Genomic DNA, 15,821 nt, shown 5'->3' with positions numbered 1-15,821 from the left:
CACTTCACCGGTGCGCTGGCCGCTGTGTGCTCCCGCGCTCCGGGCCCCGCCGGAGCGGGCGGTGCGCCCCTCCCGAGTACGGGGCGCGGCGGCTCACGGGTTACGGTCAGCAGGAACATCCCGGTTACCGGGGGTTTCCGGCCGACCGTGGCCGGCGGCGGGCGGTAGCCGGCACAGCTCCGACGCCGCCGGCGGGGCCGGGCCGGTGACGTGGCCGGGTGAAGCGACGATGCAGCAAGGACCGGGCGGCGGACATTCCGCGTGCGACAGGATGGACCCGTGCGAGGGGACGACATTCAGCCGGACGACCGTCGGCTGACGGTGGCCGTGCAGGCGGCGCAGGGTGGCGACGAGGCGGCGTTCCGTACCGTCTACCGCGCCGTACATCCCCGACTCCTGGGGTATGTGCGGACCTTGGTGGGCGAACCGGACGTAGAGGACGTCACCTCCGAAGCCTGGCTCCAGATCACCCGTGACCTCGCCCGCTTCAGCGGCGACGCCGACCGCTTCCGCGGCTGGGCCGCCCGTATCGCCCGCAACCGCGCCCTCGACCACATCCGGATGCGCGGCCGCCGCCCGGCGATCGGCGGCGACGAAAGTGAACTGGCCGACACCCCCGCTGTGTCCGACACCGCGGGCGAAGCACTCGAAGCACTGGGCACCGGCCGCACCATGCGGCTGATAGCCCGGCTGCCGCAGGACCAGGCCGAGGCCGTGGTGCTCCGGGTGGTGGTCGGGCTCGACGCCAAGAGCGCCGCGGAAGTGCTCGGCAAACGGGCCGGCGCGGTGCGCACCGCCGCACACCGCGGGCTGCGGCGGCTCGCCGAGCTCCTCGGCGAGGAGCCGGGAGCCGGCCCGGGCGGACGGCAGGACAGCAGTCAGGACGGCGGCGAAGACGGCGCCGACCAGCAAGAAGGCGCCCCCTCCGGCCGGCCCTCAGTCGGCCCGCGCCGAGGTGGTGGAACGGTGAGTGGGGTGCCCGTACAGGGCAGAAGGCGCCGCGACGGCGTGGCGGAATCGTACGTACCAGGTGTGACGGAAACGGCCGCACGAACGCAGAAGGACATGTGATGGCCGACGACCGGTACAACTGGCTCGACAAGGACACCGCGGAGCGATTGCTGCGCGGTGAACAGGTCAGCGCCCGGCACGGTGACGGCGCACGCGAACTCGAACAGCTCCTGCAGGCCGCCTCCGCGGTCGGCGCCAAGACGCCCGGCACCGCCGAACTCCCCGGTGAAGAGGCCGCCGTCGCCGCGTTCCGGCAGGCCGCCCGCAGCGGCGCCGGCGCACGCGACCGCCCCGCCGATGAACCGTTCCCGGCTATGCGCACCGCACACACCACCGGCCTCGCCGAACGCGCCCGCCTCGGCCGCCCCTTCCGGCGCGGCTTCGCCGTCGCGCTCGCCGCCTGCGCCATCGGCGGCGTCGCCGTCGGCGCCGGCACCGGCGTGCTGCCCAGCCCCTTCCGGGGCGGCGAACCCTCACCCGCCTCCAGCGTCTCCGCCGCCGAAAGCCCCGGCCCGCTCGACACCCGCGAGCCCGGCGCCCAGACCGACGGCACCACGGGGCACACCCCCGACGCCTCCCCCGGCGGGGAATCAACCGGCCCCACCGGAACCCCCGCACCCGGCAGCAGCCCCGGCGCCACCGAGCGCCCCGGCCGCGGCACCCCCAGCGGCGGCACCGGACGCGACGACAAGCCCGGCGGCGACGGCACCCGGCCGCCCGGCCGGGGCGACACGAAGAACGTGCTGCTCGCCCTGTGCCAGAACTACGAGTCCGGCAAACGCGACGGCATGGACCGCGACACCCTGCGACGCCTCGAACGCAAGGCCGGCGGCCCGGAGAAGGTGCACCTCTTCTGCCGCGCCTACCTGGCGCGCTACCAGGACGGCGGCAGCACGGGCAGCGACGACGGCTTCGGCGGCGGCACGGGCGACTCCGGCGGCACCGGACAGAGCGGCGGCTCGGGCGGCGACGAGGACGACGACGAGCACCCCTCCCAGACACCCGGCACCACCCCCGGCCCCGGCGCGACCGCCCCGGCCCCCACGCCCTCGGCGACCACCACGGACCCCGGGCACGCCGTCCCGAGCACAACCGCCACCCCGTAGGTGTGACGTTTTTTGAACCGGTGACGCAGTACTGAATGAAGCCGACTGGTCATCGGCTGCGCGAAGAGCCGGGGTTCCCCCCGTACCCACGGCTCAGCGCATCTGGCGCGGGCGGGGCACGTTCCCCCGGCCCTGCCCGCGCCCCCTTTTTGCGCCTAAGCCGGCGCGCGCTCTCGCGGAGGTGGATCCGTGGGTGGGGGTGCCTCAATTTTCGCTTCGGTCAAAGCGTGGGGCTGGGCCCGATGGATGGTGTGCGGGTCAGCGGTGGACGACCACCTTGGTGCCCCCCTTCACCGTGGCGAACAGGGCGGCGATCTTTTTCTTGTCGCGGACGTTGACGCAGCCGTGGGAGGCGCCGCGGTAGCCGTGGGCGGCGAAATCCGCTGAGTAGTGGACGGCCTGGCCGCCGCTGAAGAACATCGCGTAGGGCATGGCCGTGTGGAAGAGCGTCGAGACGTGGTGGCGGCTCTTGAAGGTGATGTGGAAGGTGCCCTCGCGGGTGGGGGTGTACTGCGAGCCGAAGCGGACATCCATCGCCGAGACGATCCGGCCGTTGACCACCCAGGTGAGCGTATTGCTCCGCTTGCTGATGCAGATCACCCTGCCCCGCATGCAGCGCGGATCGGGGGTGCCGACCGGCCGGGTGGTGGGCGGGTGGAGCTCCGCGTGTGACGGCCGGCGGGTCTGTGAGCGCAGTGCGCGCCAGGCCGCGGGCTGCACGGTGCCCGTACGGGGCAGGCCCTGCCGCCGCTGGAAGGCGCGGACCGCGGAGGCGGTGACCGAGGCGTAATAGCCCGTCGGGGTGCGGTCGAACAGGCCCAGCTGGGCCAGCCGCGCCTGGAGTTCGCGGACCTGTGCGCCGCGCGAGCCCGGCGCCATCAGCGGCCTGGGGGCCGCGGGTGTGTGGTGGGCGGTGCGCGGGGGATGTGGCTTGGTGGTGTGCCGGGCGTGCGCGGGGGGCGGGTGAGAGCCGAGCGGTGGGGGAGCGGGAGTGGTGGGGGCGTAGCGGGTGCCCTTGCTGTCCGGGGAACCGGCCCCGGTGACCGTCACGGGGCGGCAGCCCACCGCGAGCGCCGCCACCACCAGCACCGCGGCCACCGCCGGCGCCGTACGTCTTCCCCTGCTCCGCTGCATGCGCAACCCCCGGATCTCGGCGGCCCGACCGGCCATCGGTGACTCTTCCCAGTGCTGCGGGGCGGCGAACCTGCGGGCATGCTGTCAGCAAGGCGTAAACCCGGACGAACCGGTCACCCAATGGGAGGCGTACACCCATGGCGCACGAGTCGGGCAGTGTGCGGTACAACGAGAGCGGTCTGCCCATCGAGCCTGTGTACGGGCCGGAGGCGCTGGACGGCTGGGACCCGGAGCGCAGGCTCGGCGTGCCCGGCCTCTACCCCTTCACCCGGGGGGTCTATCCGTCGATGTACACCGGGCGGCCGTGGACGATGCGGCAGTACGCCGGCTTCGGAACCGCGCGCGAATCCAACGCCCGCTACCGGCAGCTGATCGCCCACGGCACGACGGGGCTCTCGGTCGCCTTCGACCTGCCGACCCAGATGGGCCATGACTCCGACACCCCGATCGCCTCCGGCGAGGTCGGCAAGGTCGGGGTGGCCATCGACTCCGTCGAGGACATGCGGGTGCTGCTGGGCGGCATCCCGCTGGACAAGGTGTCGACGTCGATGACGATCAACGCACCCGCCGCGCTGCTGCTGCTCCTCTACCAACTGGTGGGGGAGGAGGAAGGGGTGGCGGCCGGTCAGCTGAACGGGACCATCCAGAACGATGTGCTCAAGGAGTACATCGCGCGGGGCACCTATATCTTCCCGCCGCAGCCGTCGCTGCGGCTGACCGCGGACATCTTCCAGTACTGCCGGGCCGAGATCCCCCGCTGGAACACCATCTCCATCTCCGGCTATCACATGGCCGAGGCGGGTGCCTCGCCCGCACAGGAGATCGCCTTCACGCTCGCCAACGGCATCGCCTATGTGCGTACGGCCGTGGCCGCCGGGATGGACGTGGACGACTTCGCGCCCCGGCTGTCGTTCTTCTTCGTGTCCCGCACCACGCTGCTCGAAGAGGTCGCCAAGTTCCGTGCCGCGCGCCGGATCTGGGCCCGGGTGATGCGGGAGGAGTTCGGTGCGAAGAACCCCAAGTCGATGATGCTGCGGTTCCACACCCAGACCGCGGGCGTGCAGCTCACCGCCCAGCAGCCGGAGGTGAACCTCGCCCGGGTCACCGTCCAGGGGCTCGCCGCCGTGCTCGGCGGCACCCAGTCGCTGCACACCAACTCCTTCGACGAGGCGATCGCCCTGCCCACGGACAAGTCGGCCCGGCTCGCGCTGCGGACCCAGCAGGTGCTGGCGTACGAGACCGATGTGACCGCCACCGTCGACCCGTTCGCCGGGTCCTACGCCGTCGAGTCGATGACGGACGACGTGGCGGAGGCGGCCGTGGCGCTGATGCGGCGGGTCGAGGACATGGGCGGTGCGGTGGCCGCCATCGAGCGGGGCTTCCAGAAGGAGGAGATCGAGCGCAACGCCTACCGCATCGCGCAGGAGACGGACGCCGGCGAGCGGGTCGTGGTCGGCGTCAACCGCTTCCAGCTGGACGAGGAGGAGCCCTACGAGCCGCTGCGGGTCGACCCCGCGATCGAGGCCCAGCAGGTCGAACGGCTCGCCACCCTGCGGGCCCGCCGCAACCAGCGCACGGTCTCCGCGGCTCTGGGAGATCTCCAGAAGGCCGCCGAGGGCACGGACAACGTCCTCTATCCGATGCGCGAGGCACTGCGTGCGCGGGCGACGGTGGGCGAGGTGTGCGATGCGCTGCGGGGGGTGTGGGGGACGTATGTGCCGACGGACGCGTTCTGAGTGGGCAGTTGGGGCAGTTGGGGCTGATGGCGGTGCGCGGGGGAGGTGGCGGTGGCGGTGACAGCGGCGGGTTCCGGTGGGTGGCGGGGTCGGTTGCTGATGCCCGGCGGGTGGCGTGGCCGTTCGCGGTGCGGGTGCGGGAGCTTGTGACCGGTGAGCTGACCTGCGTCACACTGGTGCCATGTCGTCACCCCGCCGCGCGTGCCCCATCTGCACCCGAGAGATCGCCGTTGTCGGCGGCCGTTTCGCCCGCCATGACCCGCCCGGCCGGCGGACGGTGCTGGAGCTGATCTCCTGCCCGGGGTCGCGCAGGATGGCGCCGATGATGGCGCCGGCGGAGAAGCTGTTCGACCCGGAGGAGCCGCCGATCCCGGGGCAGCAGCCGCTGTTCTGAACGGGGGCGCGCCGCCCGCGCGGTCAACTACGGTGCGAGGACGTCCAGTTCGGCCATGGCGCCGGCGGTGATCTCGCGGGTCAGGGATTCCGCCCGCGCCGCGTCGCCGGTGCGGACGGCTTCCGCGACCTGCACATGGAGCGTGACGGCGGCCGGGTCGGGGTCGGTGAACATCACATGGTGCTGGGTGCGGCCGGTCAGGACGGCGGCGACCACATCGCCGAGCCGGGCGAACATCTCATTGCCGGAGGCGGTCAGCACCACTCGGTGGAAGGCCATGTCGTGGACGAGGTAGGCGTCGAGCTGCTGGCCGCGTGAGGTGGCGACCATGCCCATCGCCTCTTCGGTGAGCCGGGCGCACTGCTCGGGGGTGGCGTGCTGGGCGGCCAGGCCCGCGGCGACCGGTTCGACGGCCGAGCGGAGCACGGTCAGCGAGCGCAGCTGGCGCGGGCGGTCGCGGCCGGCCAGTCGCCAGCCGATCACCCGCGGGTCGTAGACGTTCCACTCCTCGGTGGGCCGGACAGTCACCCCCACCCGGCGCCGGGAGGCGACCAGCTGCATGGATTCCAGTACCCGGATCGCCTCGCGGATGACCGTGCGTGAGACGTCGAAGCGCTGCTCCAGCTCGTCCGTACGCAAGACCGTGCCCGGAGGGTAGTCGCCCGCAGTGATCGCGGGTCCGAGGGACTCCAGCACCCGTGCGTGCAGTCCCTTCCCCTCGTTTTCCATGGGCCAAGCCTACGTTCCCGGCCCCTCGGCCAATTAAGTATGACGTTTGCATCACGGGCTCTTGAATACGTCGTACCTAATGGGTTTCAGTGGGGCCCGCACGAGGTCGATGAAGACAGCGAGGTACCACGGGATGAGCACCCCCGACGTGATCGTCGTGATGGGCGTGGCCGGCACCGGCAAGACCACGATCGGCCCGTTGGTGGCCGGCGCACTGGGCGTCCCGTACGCCGAGGGTGACGACTTCCATCCGCCGGCCAACATCGCCAAGATGTCGGCGGGCATCCCGCTGAACGACGACGACCGGGGCCCCTGGCTGGATGCCATAGGAGCCTGGGCCCGCGAGCGGGCCGGGCGCGGCGGGGTGGTCAGCAGCTCCGCGCTCAAGCGCGCCTATCGCGACCGGCTGCGTGCCGTCGCCCCCGGCATCGTCCTGCTGCACCTCACCGGTGAGCGCGCGCTGATCGAGGAGCGGATGGCCGAGCGCAAGGGCCACTTCATGCCGACCGTGCTGCTGGACTCCCAGTTCGCCACGCTCGAACCGCCCGGGGCCGACGAGGCCGGTGTCACCGTCGATGTGGCCGGCACCCCGGAGGAGATCGCCGGGCGGGCGGTGGCCGCACTGCGCGCGAGGGACGCGGCGGACGGCTAGGACGCCCCCCTCACCCGAACTCCCCCCACAGGTAACGCAGCACCCCCTTCCCCCTCCGTCCAACCAAGGGAATCGCCGTGACACATCTCAGCGTCGAGATGCTCGCAGCGGACGCGGCCGAGCCGATCACCACGGCCGGTCACGCGCAGCTGGGCATCGCCATCCTGGCCGGCATAGCCGTCATCGTCCTGCTCATCACCAAGTTCAAGCTGCATGCCTTTCTGGCGCTGATCATCGGTTCGCTGGTGCTCGGCGCGGTGGCCGGCGCTTCGCTCGACAAGACCATCACCAGCTTCTCGGCGGGCCTGGGGACGACGGTCGCGGGTACCGGTGTACTGATCGCGCTCGGTGCCGTCCTCGGGCGGCTGCTGGCCGACTCCGGCGGTGCGGACCAGATCGTCGACACGATCCTGGCGAAGGCGAGCCGGAAGGCGATGCCCTGGGCGATGGTGCTGATCGCCGGGATCGTCGGGCTGCCGATCTTCTTCGAGGTCGGCATCGTGCTGCTGATCCCGGTGGTGCTGCTGGTCGCCAAGCGCGGCAACTTCTCGCTGATGCGCATCGGCATCCCGGCGCTGGCCGGACTGTCCGTCATGCACGGGCTGATACCCCCGCACCCGGGGCCGCTCGTGGCGATCGACGCGGTCGGCGCGAACCTCGGGGTCACGCTCGCGCTCGGAGTGGTCGTCGCCATCCCGACCATGATCATCGCCGGTCCGGTCTTCTCCCGTTACGCGGCCCGCTGGGTCGACATCCAGCCGCCGGAGAATCTGGTGCCCGAGCGCACCTCCGACGACCTGGAGAAGCGGCCCGGCTTCGGGATCACCGTGGCCACCGTGCTGCTGCCGGTGGTGATGATGCTGGCCAAGGCGCTGGTGGACATCGTCATCGACAACCCGGAGCACACCGTCCAGCGGGTTTTCGATGTCGTGGGCTCGCCGCTGATCGCGCTGCTCACCGCCGTCCTCGTCGCGATGTTCACGCTCGGGCGGGCAGCCGGTTTCACCCGGGGCCGGATCGCCGCCACCGTCGAGAAGTCGCTCGGCCCGATCGCCGGGGTGCTGCTGATCGTCGGCGCGGGCGGCGGCTTCAAGCAGACGCTGGTGGACGCCGGCGTCGGCCAGATGATCCTGGACATCTCCAAGGGCTGGAACATCTCCACGCTGCTGCTGGCCTGGCTGATCGCGGTCACCATCCGGCTCGCGACCGGCTCCGCGACCGTCGCCACCATCTCCGCCGCCGGACTGGTCGCCCCGCTCGCCGCGGAGATGAGCACCCCTCATGCCGCGCTGCTGGTGCTGGCCATCGGCTCCGGCTCGCTGTTCTTCAGCCATGTCAACGACGCCGGGTTCTGGCTGGTCAAGGAGTACTTCGGGATGAACGTCGGCCAGACGCTGAAGACCTGGTCGGTGATGGAGACGCTGATCTCGGTGGTCGGGATCGTCTGCGTGCTCCTGCTGTCGCTGGTCCTATAGGGGGCCTAGGGCCCGGTCCGTCGGACCGCTGTTCTTTCCGGGCGGGTCACCGCCCCGGGCGCCTCACCCCCCCTCAGGCGCCCGTCCCGGCACGAGGCCGTACGAGCGGATTCCCCGCTGGTACGGCCTCGTGCGCACCCGGGTGGGTCTTCGCCTGAGGGCGGGCCGGCCCGCCGAGCCGGCCCGCGGTGGTCACCGGGCCGCCCGCGCCGTGCCCGCGCCGAGGTACGTCCCGAGGGCCGCGCTGACCCGGGCCGTGGCGTCCTCGGCCGGTGTGGCGAGGGCGAGATAGCCGTCGGGGCGGATGAGGAGGACGGCGGGGCCGCTGCCGTAGGCGTCGCGGACATGGCCGTCGGTGTCGAGCAGATCGGGGGACGGGCCGCCGACGCGGACGACGCGCAGCAGCGCCGGATCGGCCGGGAGGGCGGTGTCGTCGAGGTCGGTCGCGCCGAGGGTGAGCAGGGTGAAGTGCGGGCCCCGGAAGGCGTCGAAGAGCCGGGTGGGCCGGCCGTCGGCCGTGGTGCACGGGGCGTCGGGGGCCCGCTCGCCGGCGGCGGGCACGCCCTCGGCGAGGTCCGTGCGCAGCTCCCTCGTCAGCGGGCTGTCGGGGTAGCCGATGTCGAGCTGGTGCAGGTCCCGGCCGCGGCGCAGGGAGCCGGAGCGGTGCAGCCGGGTGCTGGTGTCGAGGATGCGCGCGGCGATCGGCCGGCGCTCGGTCTCGTAGCTGTCGAGCAGGGTGTCGGGGGCGCCGTGCCGCAGTACCTGGCCGAGCTTCCAGCCGAGGTTGTAGGCGTCCTGGACGCTGGTGTTCAACCCCTGGCCGCCTGCCGGGGAGTGGATGTGCGCGGCATCGCCGGCCAGGAAGACCCGGCCGTCGCGGAAGGCGTCGGCCATGCCCGCCCTGGGGCGGTAGAGGGAGGACCACAGGACCTCGCGGATCTGCTCGGCGGCGAGGTGGGTGTGGGCAGCGAGCAGGGCGCGGACCGCCTCGGGCGAGGTGTCCGTCGTGCCGCCGGCGACGACGAAGGTCTGGAAGTAGTCGGTACCGGCGAGGGGGAGGAGGGCGACGAACCCGTTGTCCGGCAGGTTCCAGCGGTGCCAGTGGTCCCGGTCCAGGCCGTCCACCCGGACATCGGCGAGCACCGCGGCGCCGGCCGGCAGCGACGGGCCGCTCATCCCGATGCCCAGCGCCCGGCGTACGGTGCTGCGTCCGCCGTCGGCAGCGACCAGATAGGCGGCGCGCACGCTGTGCTCCACCCCGTCGGCGCCGCGCAGACGGGCCGTCACCCCGTCGGAGTCCTGGGTGAAGGCGGTGAGTTCGGTGCCGAGGAGCACCCCGCCACCGAGCTCCTGGAGGCGCGCGAGCAGCAGCTCCTGATTGCGGAACTGCGGCACCATCAGGCCGTTCGAGTAGGGCACGGCGGGTGTCGGGTCGACCCGCTCGATCATCTCGCTGATCTCGACGATCCGGCCCTTCTCCCAGCGGGCCGTCTTCGGGTAGAGCCCGCCGGCCGCCTGTATGGCCGCCAGCACGCCGAGGTCGTCGTAGACCTCCTGGGTGCGCGGCTGCAGACCGGTGCCGCGGGCGCCGCGCGAGAGCTGCTCCTGCCGCTCGACGAGCAGCGCGCGCACTCCGCGCCGGGCGAGGTCGATGCCGAGGGCGAGGCCGGTCGGGCCGGCGCCGGCGATCAGTACGTCGACGGTGGTGGGGAGGTCGTCCATCACACCCGCCGCGTCCTTAACGTTGTTAAGTTCCATGATTCCGAGGGTGGCTTTAACGGTGTTAAGTTGTCAACATGGTTTCGCGCATCGACCGGAAACAGGTCGTCGACACCGCTCTGCGGCTGCTGAACGAGGTCGGCCTCGACGGGCTCACCCTGCGGCGTATCGCCAAGGAGCTGAACGTCCAGGCACCCGCGCTCTACTGGCATTTCAAGAACAAGCAGGAACTGCTGGACGAGATGGCCACCGAGATGTTCCGGCGGATGGCCGCGTCGCTGGAGTGGGAAGGGGCCGAGGGGGCCGGACAGGGCCACTCCTGGCAGGAGACCCTCCTCGTCGCCTGCCGGGGGCTGCGCCGTGAGCTGCTCGGCTACCGCGACGGCGGCAAGGTCTTCAGCGGTACCCGGATGACCGACGACAGCTATGCCGGGCCGCTGGACGGCCTGCTCCGCAGCCTCACGGATGTGGGCTTCACCGTGCGCGAGGCGGCCCAGGGGTGGTGGACCGCCTACAACTACACCGTCGGCCTGGTGATCGAGGAGCAGTCGGTCTACCCGGACCCCGGTGAGCCGGAGGGCCGCGACCCCGAGGCCCGCGATCCGGCCTACGACGTGGAACTGCGCGCGGAGAAGATCGGCGCGGGTTATCCGCTCGCGGCGATCGCCGGCGAGGAGATGTTCGGCGACCTCGACCGGAGCTTCGAGGCCGGACTGCGCATCATCGTCGCCGGGATCGAGGCCACGGCCGGCCAGGAGCGCCGGAGCTGAACCGGGGGACGGTCCCGGCGCGGGTCGGTCGACCGGTCAACCGTGCAGGCCGGCCGACCGGTCACCGACGCGGGTCGATGGACCGCTTCAGAACGGGCGTGAGCGGGCGCTCTATGAAGCGGTGCAGCAACCAGGCGAGCAGCAGCATCAGGCCCACGGTCAGCAACAGCGTCGCGTACGAGGGCAGCCCGACACCGTGGTGCAGCGCCCGCACCACGACCCAGCCCAGGTGCTCGTGCACGAGGTAGAAGGGGTAGGTCAGCGCACCGGCGACGGTCAGCCAGCGCCAGTTCGCCCACCGCAGCTTGCCCAGTGCCACCGCCGCGACGAGGGCGAAGCCGAGGGTGACGACGGCGACGATGCCGGCCGTCGAGCGGTAGGAGAAACCGTCGGCCGACGCCGAGTGCCACAGTCTGGCGACCGCGTAATGCTGCCCGATCAGCCAGCTGACCAGCACTATCGCCCAGGCGATCGGGTCGCGGGCGCCATAGCGGTGCAGCAGGTACAGACCGATGCCGCCGATGAAGAACGGGGCGTACTCGGGCATCAGGACGGTGTCGAGGATGGGCTCGTGGGCGGTCTGGGCGAGTGCGGCGGCCAGCGTCCAGCCCGCGCAGAAGAGCACCACGCGGCCGCGGGTGGCGCCGGGCAGGACGACACAGAGCGCGAAGAGCGCGTAGAAGCGCATCTCCGCCCAGAGCGTCCAGCACACCCCCAGCACCCGATCCACGCCCAACGGCTGCTGCAGCATGGTCAGATTGGTCAGTACGTCGCTCGGTGACAGCGCCTTGTAGGCGACCCAGGGGAGCGCGAAGACCGCGGTGACCAAGAGGATCGCGACCCAGTACGCCGGATAGAGACGGGAGACCCGCGAGGCGATGAAGGCCCGCAGCGTCCGCCCCCAGCCGCTGAGGCAGATCACAAAGCCGCTGATCACGAAGAAGATCTGGACGCCCAGACAGCCATAGGCGAACAGCGGTGCCGCGGTGGGGAACTGCCCGGCCGGTGAACCGCCCCAGGCCTGCGCTATCTCGCCGTCGCGCCCCCCGTAGTGGTACGCGGCGACCATCAGCGCGGCGAGCAGCCGCAGCCCGTCGAGGGCGCGCAGCCGCGAGGCACCGGTGCGGCTGCGCCCCCGTATGGCGGGCTGCGGTGCGGGGGTGACGAGATCCGGCGCGGCGGGCGGTGCGCCGGTCGTCAGCTGGGTGGTGGTCATCCGAACGCGGCCCGCTTCTTCAGCCGCCGCTGCACCGCACGCGCCCGGCGCGCGACCCTGCGGACGGTGGCATTGCGCGGAATGAACGACAGCTGCGACGGGATCGCCCCGGGCAGCGCCAGCGCCGTCAGCCGGCGGCGCTTGAAGTAGCGCCGGGTGTGGATGTCGAGGTGAGCCGCGAGATAGCGCTCGGCGGACGGCCGCAGCTGCGGATAGATCTGGTGCTGCATCGCATAGCCGACCGCGCTGACCAGGCCCTCGACGCTCTCGGCGGTGGCATGGGCCCGAGGGCGCTCGCTGAGGTCACCCAGGTCCGGCACCAGCGCGTCCACGATCGTGACCGGCATCCGGTTGCTGTTCTGATACGGCGTCAGCCGCTCCAGCAGCAGTCCGGTGCCGGTCCGCGCGGTCGGCAGCCCGTAGAAGGTGGCGGCCGTCAGCAGCGCGGTGGAGAAGCAGCCGACGACCAGCGCGGGCCGCATCCGCTGGTAGAGCACCTCGGCCAGCACCGGGCTGTCCAGCACGGTCAGCGCGATGTCCAGCTTCTCGGCCTCCCGCTCCAGCAGCCGCGACCAGCGGGCCGGCGCGGACGGATGCGGTTTGAAGACGATCTCGCGGTGGCCGCGCTCGACGGCGCCGCGCACCATCCGCACATGCAGCTCCTCTTCCTCCTCGGGAGTGAGGATGCCCAGCGCGGAGAGGTACTGGCCGAGCAGCAGCGCCGCCCCTTCCGGGACCTCCAACCTGCCACTGGCGTCGGAGAGTTCGGAGAGCACCTTGGTGAAGGCGTCGGTGGGCACGGTCTGCGGCTCGACGTCGAACTCGGTGAGCAGCAGCGGCGTCAGGCCCGGCACCAGGTCCAGATGCAGCAGCCGGTTGATCCGGGTGCCGATCAGCGGATCGAGCTTGTTGCGGGTGGGGCCGTAGCTCATCAGACCATCGGCGTAGACATCGATCGGCGCGTCGGGGAACAGCTGGGCGAGCGCCAGCGCCGGGTTGACCTGGATGGACTCCACGACCAGCTCGACGCGGTCGTCACCCAGGCCCCACAGCAGCCGCAGATGCCGCTCCCACAGCGGGACATCGTCCGAGCGCGGCGACCAGCCGCCGGGGTGGAACGGGCTGATCGTCTCGTTCCACGACAGCACCCGGTCGAAGCGGCCGCGCAGCCGCGCGAAGCCCGGCATGGTGTCCAGCGACGCGGCGGTCTCCGGGTTCGTCGCGTTGTTGCTGAGCAGCAGCAGCCGGCGGTCGGCCGGGGCGAAACAGTCGGCGTCCAGCGCCGCGGCGAGGGTCGCCGCGCCATAGAGGGTGGACGCCATGAAGATCTGGGTACGCGGTCGGGTGGACATCAGGCGGCGACCTCCGCCGGGACAGGGCGACGGCGCAGCCGCCGCAGCCGGGACGCGCGCTGCACATCCATCGAATCCAGGGCTTCCTTCAGTACGTCCTGCGGCATACGTTTCATGGCCGCGGCACTCATCGTTCGCAATTTACGGGCGACCTGCGGTTCGAACCGTTCGATCGAACCGAGGTGGTGGGAAATGATCGCGCAATAAGTGCGCACCGCCTTTGGCAGCAGAAGATCCGCAGCACGGTCCTGCGCCGTTTCTTCGATCACCTGATCGAAGGCACGAATGAAGTCCAATTGCCGCACATCACCGATCTGGGTCAGGGAAGATGCCACGCCCCGCCGGTAGAAAACACCGAGCAATCCGACCACCGCCATGGACTTCGCCTCGCGGTGCAGCCGCCAGATCCACGGCCGGTCCTCCGCGGTGCGCAGCCCGTCCTTGAAATGCAGTACCCCGTCGTCCAGCAGCCGGCGGTGGTACATCCCGGCCCAGGCGAACGCGTAGTCGACGGAGGTGGAGCGGTCGGCGGGCAGGATCACCTCGCGCGGGTCCATCACCACCCCGCGCCGGCCGTGCGGGACCCGGTGGACGCTGCGCGCGCGGGCGGTGCACTGGACATGGTCGGTACGGACGAAATCACACCCCAACTCTTCGATCGTGGAGAGAAGTTGGGGGTAATAGCCGGGAGCGAGCCAGTCGTCGCCGTCCAGGAAGGTGACGTACTCGCCGCGGGCCTCGTCCAGACCGGTGTTGCGGGCGGTGGCCAGGCCGCCGTTCTGGCTGTGCCGCAGCAGTCTGGCGCCCGGCAGCTCACGCTCGGCGCGCGCGAGAATCTCCGGGGTCTCGTCGCGCGAACAGTCGTCGACGAGCAGGAATTCAAAGTCCTCGCGGGCATTGGCCGCCAGGCTTTTCAGGGTGTCGGGCGCGTATGTCTGCACGTTGTAGAACGGCACGATGACGGAGAGCTTAACCACCCTGGTGACGTTAGGTGCGCAGACGGCATTCGTCTTTACCGGGTGCGGACCTCAAGGTGAACGAAGAATGGCGGGATGGTTAACCAGGCCGACTATCGGGCCGGTTAGCCATTCGTCGACCCGCTGTTAACCCTTTGTTGCGGCCCAGTTGGCCCGTCCAACGGAATGCCTTCCTAGCGTCTTGGACGTGCCATCACGTACCAACTCTTCGCCGCGGGTCGCCGTACTCGCCGACTCGGATACCCGGTGGAAATGGGGCGCTTTGACAGCGTACCGAATCCAATCGGACATCCGGCTCGACGGCTACCTTCTCCGCGGCCGCGCCACTCCCACGGTCCGCCAGCTCGACGAGGTCGGCGCCCGTGCGGAATCGCTGCGCGAAATCAGGGGCGTCGACTTCCTGGCGCGGATGCAGGACGGCGTCCGGTCCCTCGACCGTACGCGCTACGACGTCGTCGTGCTGGCCTGTGTAGGCGGAGCGGTGCAAGCGATGCTGCACGGCCTGGCCCACGCCTGGCGCGGCGCCGCCACCCGCCCCGTCGTCGTCACCGGCTATGTCGGGGTCGTCTACGAGAAGCTCGCCGACGGGCTGCTGCTGCGGCACGGCGCGGATGTCGTCCTCGCCAACTCCCGGCACGACGCGGACCGTTTCCGCGCGGTGTACCGAGGGGTCGGCGCCGACGACAGCAGTGTCGTCGAATGCGCCCTGCCGTTCCTCGGCGGCGCGCGCTACACCGGCGCGCACACCCCCTACACCGTGGTGTTCGCCGCCCAGCCCTCCGTCCCGGACAGCCGCGCCGACCGCACCTACCTGCTGCGCCGGGCGGTCGAGCACGCCCGCCGGCACCCGGACCGGGAGGTGCTGATCAAGCTCCGCAGCAAGCCGGGCGAGCACACCACCCACATCGAGGAACTGCCCTACCAGAAGCTCGCCGCCAAGGCCCCCGGCGGACTCCCCGCCAACTGCCGCCTGGTGTACGGCAACATGGGCGAGGTCCTGGACCGCACCGACCTGATGGTGACGGTCAGCTCGACCGCCGCCCTGGAGTCGCTGCACCGCGGCATCCCCACCGCCGTCCTCACCGACCTCGGCATCCGCGAGGTCCTCGGCAACCACCACTTCCTCGGCTCCGGCTGCCTGGCCTCCTGGGACGAGCTGGACGCCGGGCACCGCCCGGAGCCGGACCCGGAGTGGCTCGCCCGCCAGGGAGTCGCCGCCGAAGGCGACTACGAGCAGGCCTTCGACGTGGCCCGCGCCCGGGTCACCTCGCTGCGCACCGCCGACCGGCTGCCGCCGCTCACCCCCTACTACACAGCCCGCACCGCCCCCGGCTACCTCCCCGGCATCCTCGCCCGGCACGGCCTGGACCCGCACGGCGAGCCGGTCGCCGGCCACGCGGACGCCCCCGAGGAGACCGGCGGACTGCGCCGGGTCGCCCGCGAAACGGTCCGCGAGGCCGCCCGCGGCGCCTATCGCCACGGCGTCCAGCGCGTCGCCCCCGCCATCCGCCGCTGGGGGCAGCTGTGACCACCCAGGCCAGCTCCCGGAA

The 15,821-nt window shown here is 71.5% G+C and carries 14 protein-coding genes; 8 read left to right on the top strand and 6 right to left on the bottom strand.

What is annotated here, in order from left to right:
• Nucleotides 1–294: 294 nt before the first annotated feature.
• Nucleotides 295–1,071, top strand: coding sequence for an RNA polymerase sigma factor (locus SLV14N_RS14775; RefSeq protein ID WP_263273153.1), 777 nt, complete (start codon nucleotides 295–297; stop codon nucleotides 1,069–1,071).
• Nucleotides 1,071–2,117 carry a hypothetical protein gene (locus SLV14N_RS14770; protein WP_263269588.1) on the top strand — a complete coding sequence of 349 codons (1,047 nt, stop codon included), beginning with the start codon at nucleotides 1,071–1,073 and terminating at the stop codon, nucleotides 2,115–2,117. The genes SLV14N_RS14775 and SLV14N_RS14770 overlap by 1 nt, the downstream gene beginning before the upstream one ends.
• Nucleotides 2,118–2,375: 258 nt before the next feature.
• On the opposite strand, the gene SLV14N_RS14765 is transcribed toward SLV14N_RS14770, so the two are convergent.
• Complete coding sequence (locus SLV14N_RS14765) at nucleotides 2,376–3,251, bottom strand: L,D-transpeptidase family protein (RefSeq protein WP_263269586.1); 876 nt, start codon at nucleotides 3,249–3,251, stop codon at nucleotides 2,376–2,378.
• A 137-nt stretch (nucleotides 3,252–3,388) separates the two neighbouring features.
• On the opposite strand from SLV14N_RS14765, the gene SLV14N_RS14760 reads away from it, so the two are divergent.
• Both SLV14N_RS14760 and SLV14N_RS14755 read left to right on the top strand, forming a co-directional pair.
• Nucleotides 3,389–4,987: a methylmalonyl-CoA mutase gene (locus SLV14N_RS14760; protein WP_263269584.1), complete on the top strand. Its 1,599-nt coding sequence runs from the start codon at nucleotides 3,389–3,391 to the stop codon at nucleotides 4,985–4,987.
• Nucleotides 4,988–5,168: 181 nt separating this feature from the next.
• Nucleotides 5,169–5,381 carry a hypothetical protein gene (locus SLV14N_RS14755; RefSeq protein ID WP_026169541.1) on the top strand — a complete coding sequence of 71 codons (213 nt, stop codon included), beginning with the start codon at nucleotides 5,169–5,171 and terminating at the stop codon, nucleotides 5,379–5,381.
• Nucleotides 5,382–5,408: 27 nt separating this feature from the next.
• On the opposite strand, the gene SLV14N_RS14750 is transcribed toward SLV14N_RS14755, so the two are convergent.
• Nucleotides 5,409–6,110 (bottom strand): FadR/GntR family transcriptional regulator, encoded by a 702-nt coding sequence (locus SLV14N_RS14750; RefSeq protein ID WP_208681307.1) that lies wholly within the window; start codon nucleotides 6,108–6,110, stop codon nucleotides 5,409–5,411.
• A gap of 133 nt (nucleotides 6,111–6,243) precedes the next feature.
• Here SLV14N_RS14750 and SLV14N_RS14745 point away from each other — a divergent pair, with 133 nt between their 5' ends.
• Nucleotides 6,244–6,762, top strand: a complete 519-nt coding sequence (locus SLV14N_RS14745; protein WP_208681306.1) for a gluconokinase — start codon at nucleotides 6,244–6,246, stop codon at nucleotides 6,760–6,762.
• 77 nt (nucleotides 6,763–6,839) lie between these two features.
• On the top strand, nucleotides 6,840–8,237 hold the full coding sequence (locus tag SLV14N_RS14740; RefSeq protein WP_263269581.1) for a GntP family permease: 1,398 nt from the start codon (nucleotides 6,840–6,842) through the stop codon (nucleotides 8,235–8,237).
• A 192-nt stretch (nucleotides 8,238–8,429) separates the two neighbouring features.
• Here SLV14N_RS14740 and SLV14N_RS14735 read toward each other — a convergent pair whose 3' ends face one another.
• Nucleotides 8,430–9,995: an FAD-dependent monooxygenase gene (locus tag SLV14N_RS14735; RefSeq protein WP_263269579.1), complete on the bottom strand. Its 1,566-nt coding sequence runs from the start codon at nucleotides 9,993–9,995 to the stop codon at nucleotides 8,430–8,432.
• 38 nt (nucleotides 9,996–10,033) lie between these two features.
• Here SLV14N_RS14735 and SLV14N_RS14730 point away from each other — a divergent pair, with 38 nt between their 5' ends.
• Nucleotides 10,034–10,726 carry a TetR/AcrR family transcriptional regulator C-terminal domain-containing protein gene (locus tag SLV14N_RS14730; protein WP_208681304.1) on the top strand — a complete coding sequence of 231 codons (693 nt, stop codon included), beginning with the start codon at nucleotides 10,034–10,036 and terminating at the stop codon, nucleotides 10,724–10,726.
• Nucleotides 10,727–10,787: 61 nt separating this feature from the next.
• Here the strand turns inward: SLV14N_RS14730 and SLV14N_RS14725 are convergent, their stop codons facing one another.
• The 3 genes from SLV14N_RS14725 to SLV14N_RS14715 are packed head-to-tail and all read right to left on the bottom strand — an operon-like array spanning nucleotide 10,788 to nucleotide 14,271.
• The gene (locus tag SLV14N_RS14725) at nucleotides 10,788–11,942 is read right to left on the bottom strand and encodes an acyltransferase (protein ID WP_208681303.1); all 1,155 of its coding nucleotides are present in this window, start codon (nucleotides 11,940–11,942) and stop codon (nucleotides 10,788–10,790) included.
• A complete protein-coding gene (locus tag SLV14N_RS14720; RefSeq protein WP_208681302.1) occupies nucleotides 11,939–13,294 on the bottom strand; it encodes an alpha-2,8-polysialyltransferase family protein in 1,356 nt (451 codons plus the stop codon). Before SLV14N_RS14720 ends, SLV14N_RS14725 begins: the two co-directional genes overlap by 4 nt.
• Nucleotides 13,294–14,271, bottom strand: a complete 978-nt coding sequence (locus SLV14N_RS14715; RefSeq protein WP_263269577.1) for a glycosyltransferase family 2 protein — start codon at nucleotides 14,269–14,271, stop codon at nucleotides 13,294–13,296. The genes SLV14N_RS14720 and SLV14N_RS14715 overlap by 1 nt, the downstream gene beginning before the upstream one ends.
• A gap of 187 nt (nucleotides 14,272–14,458) precedes the next feature.
• Between SLV14N_RS14715 and SLV14N_RS14710 the strand changes: the two genes are divergently transcribed.
• Nucleotides 14,459–15,799 (top strand): DUF6716 putative glycosyltransferase, encoded by a 1,341-nt coding sequence (locus SLV14N_RS14710; protein WP_317633706.1) that lies wholly within the window; start codon nucleotides 14,459–14,461, stop codon nucleotides 15,797–15,799.
• Nucleotides 15,800–15,821: the final 22 nt, after the last annotated feature.

Origin of the sequence: Streptomyces sp. Je 1-4 4N24, assembly GCF_026239515.1 — a bacterium.
Taxonomy (GTDB): domain Bacteria; phylum Actinomycetota; class Actinomycetes; order Streptomycetales; family Streptomycetaceae; genus Streptomyces; species Streptomyces nigrescens.
This window is presented reverse-complemented; position numbering and strand designations above follow the sequence as displayed.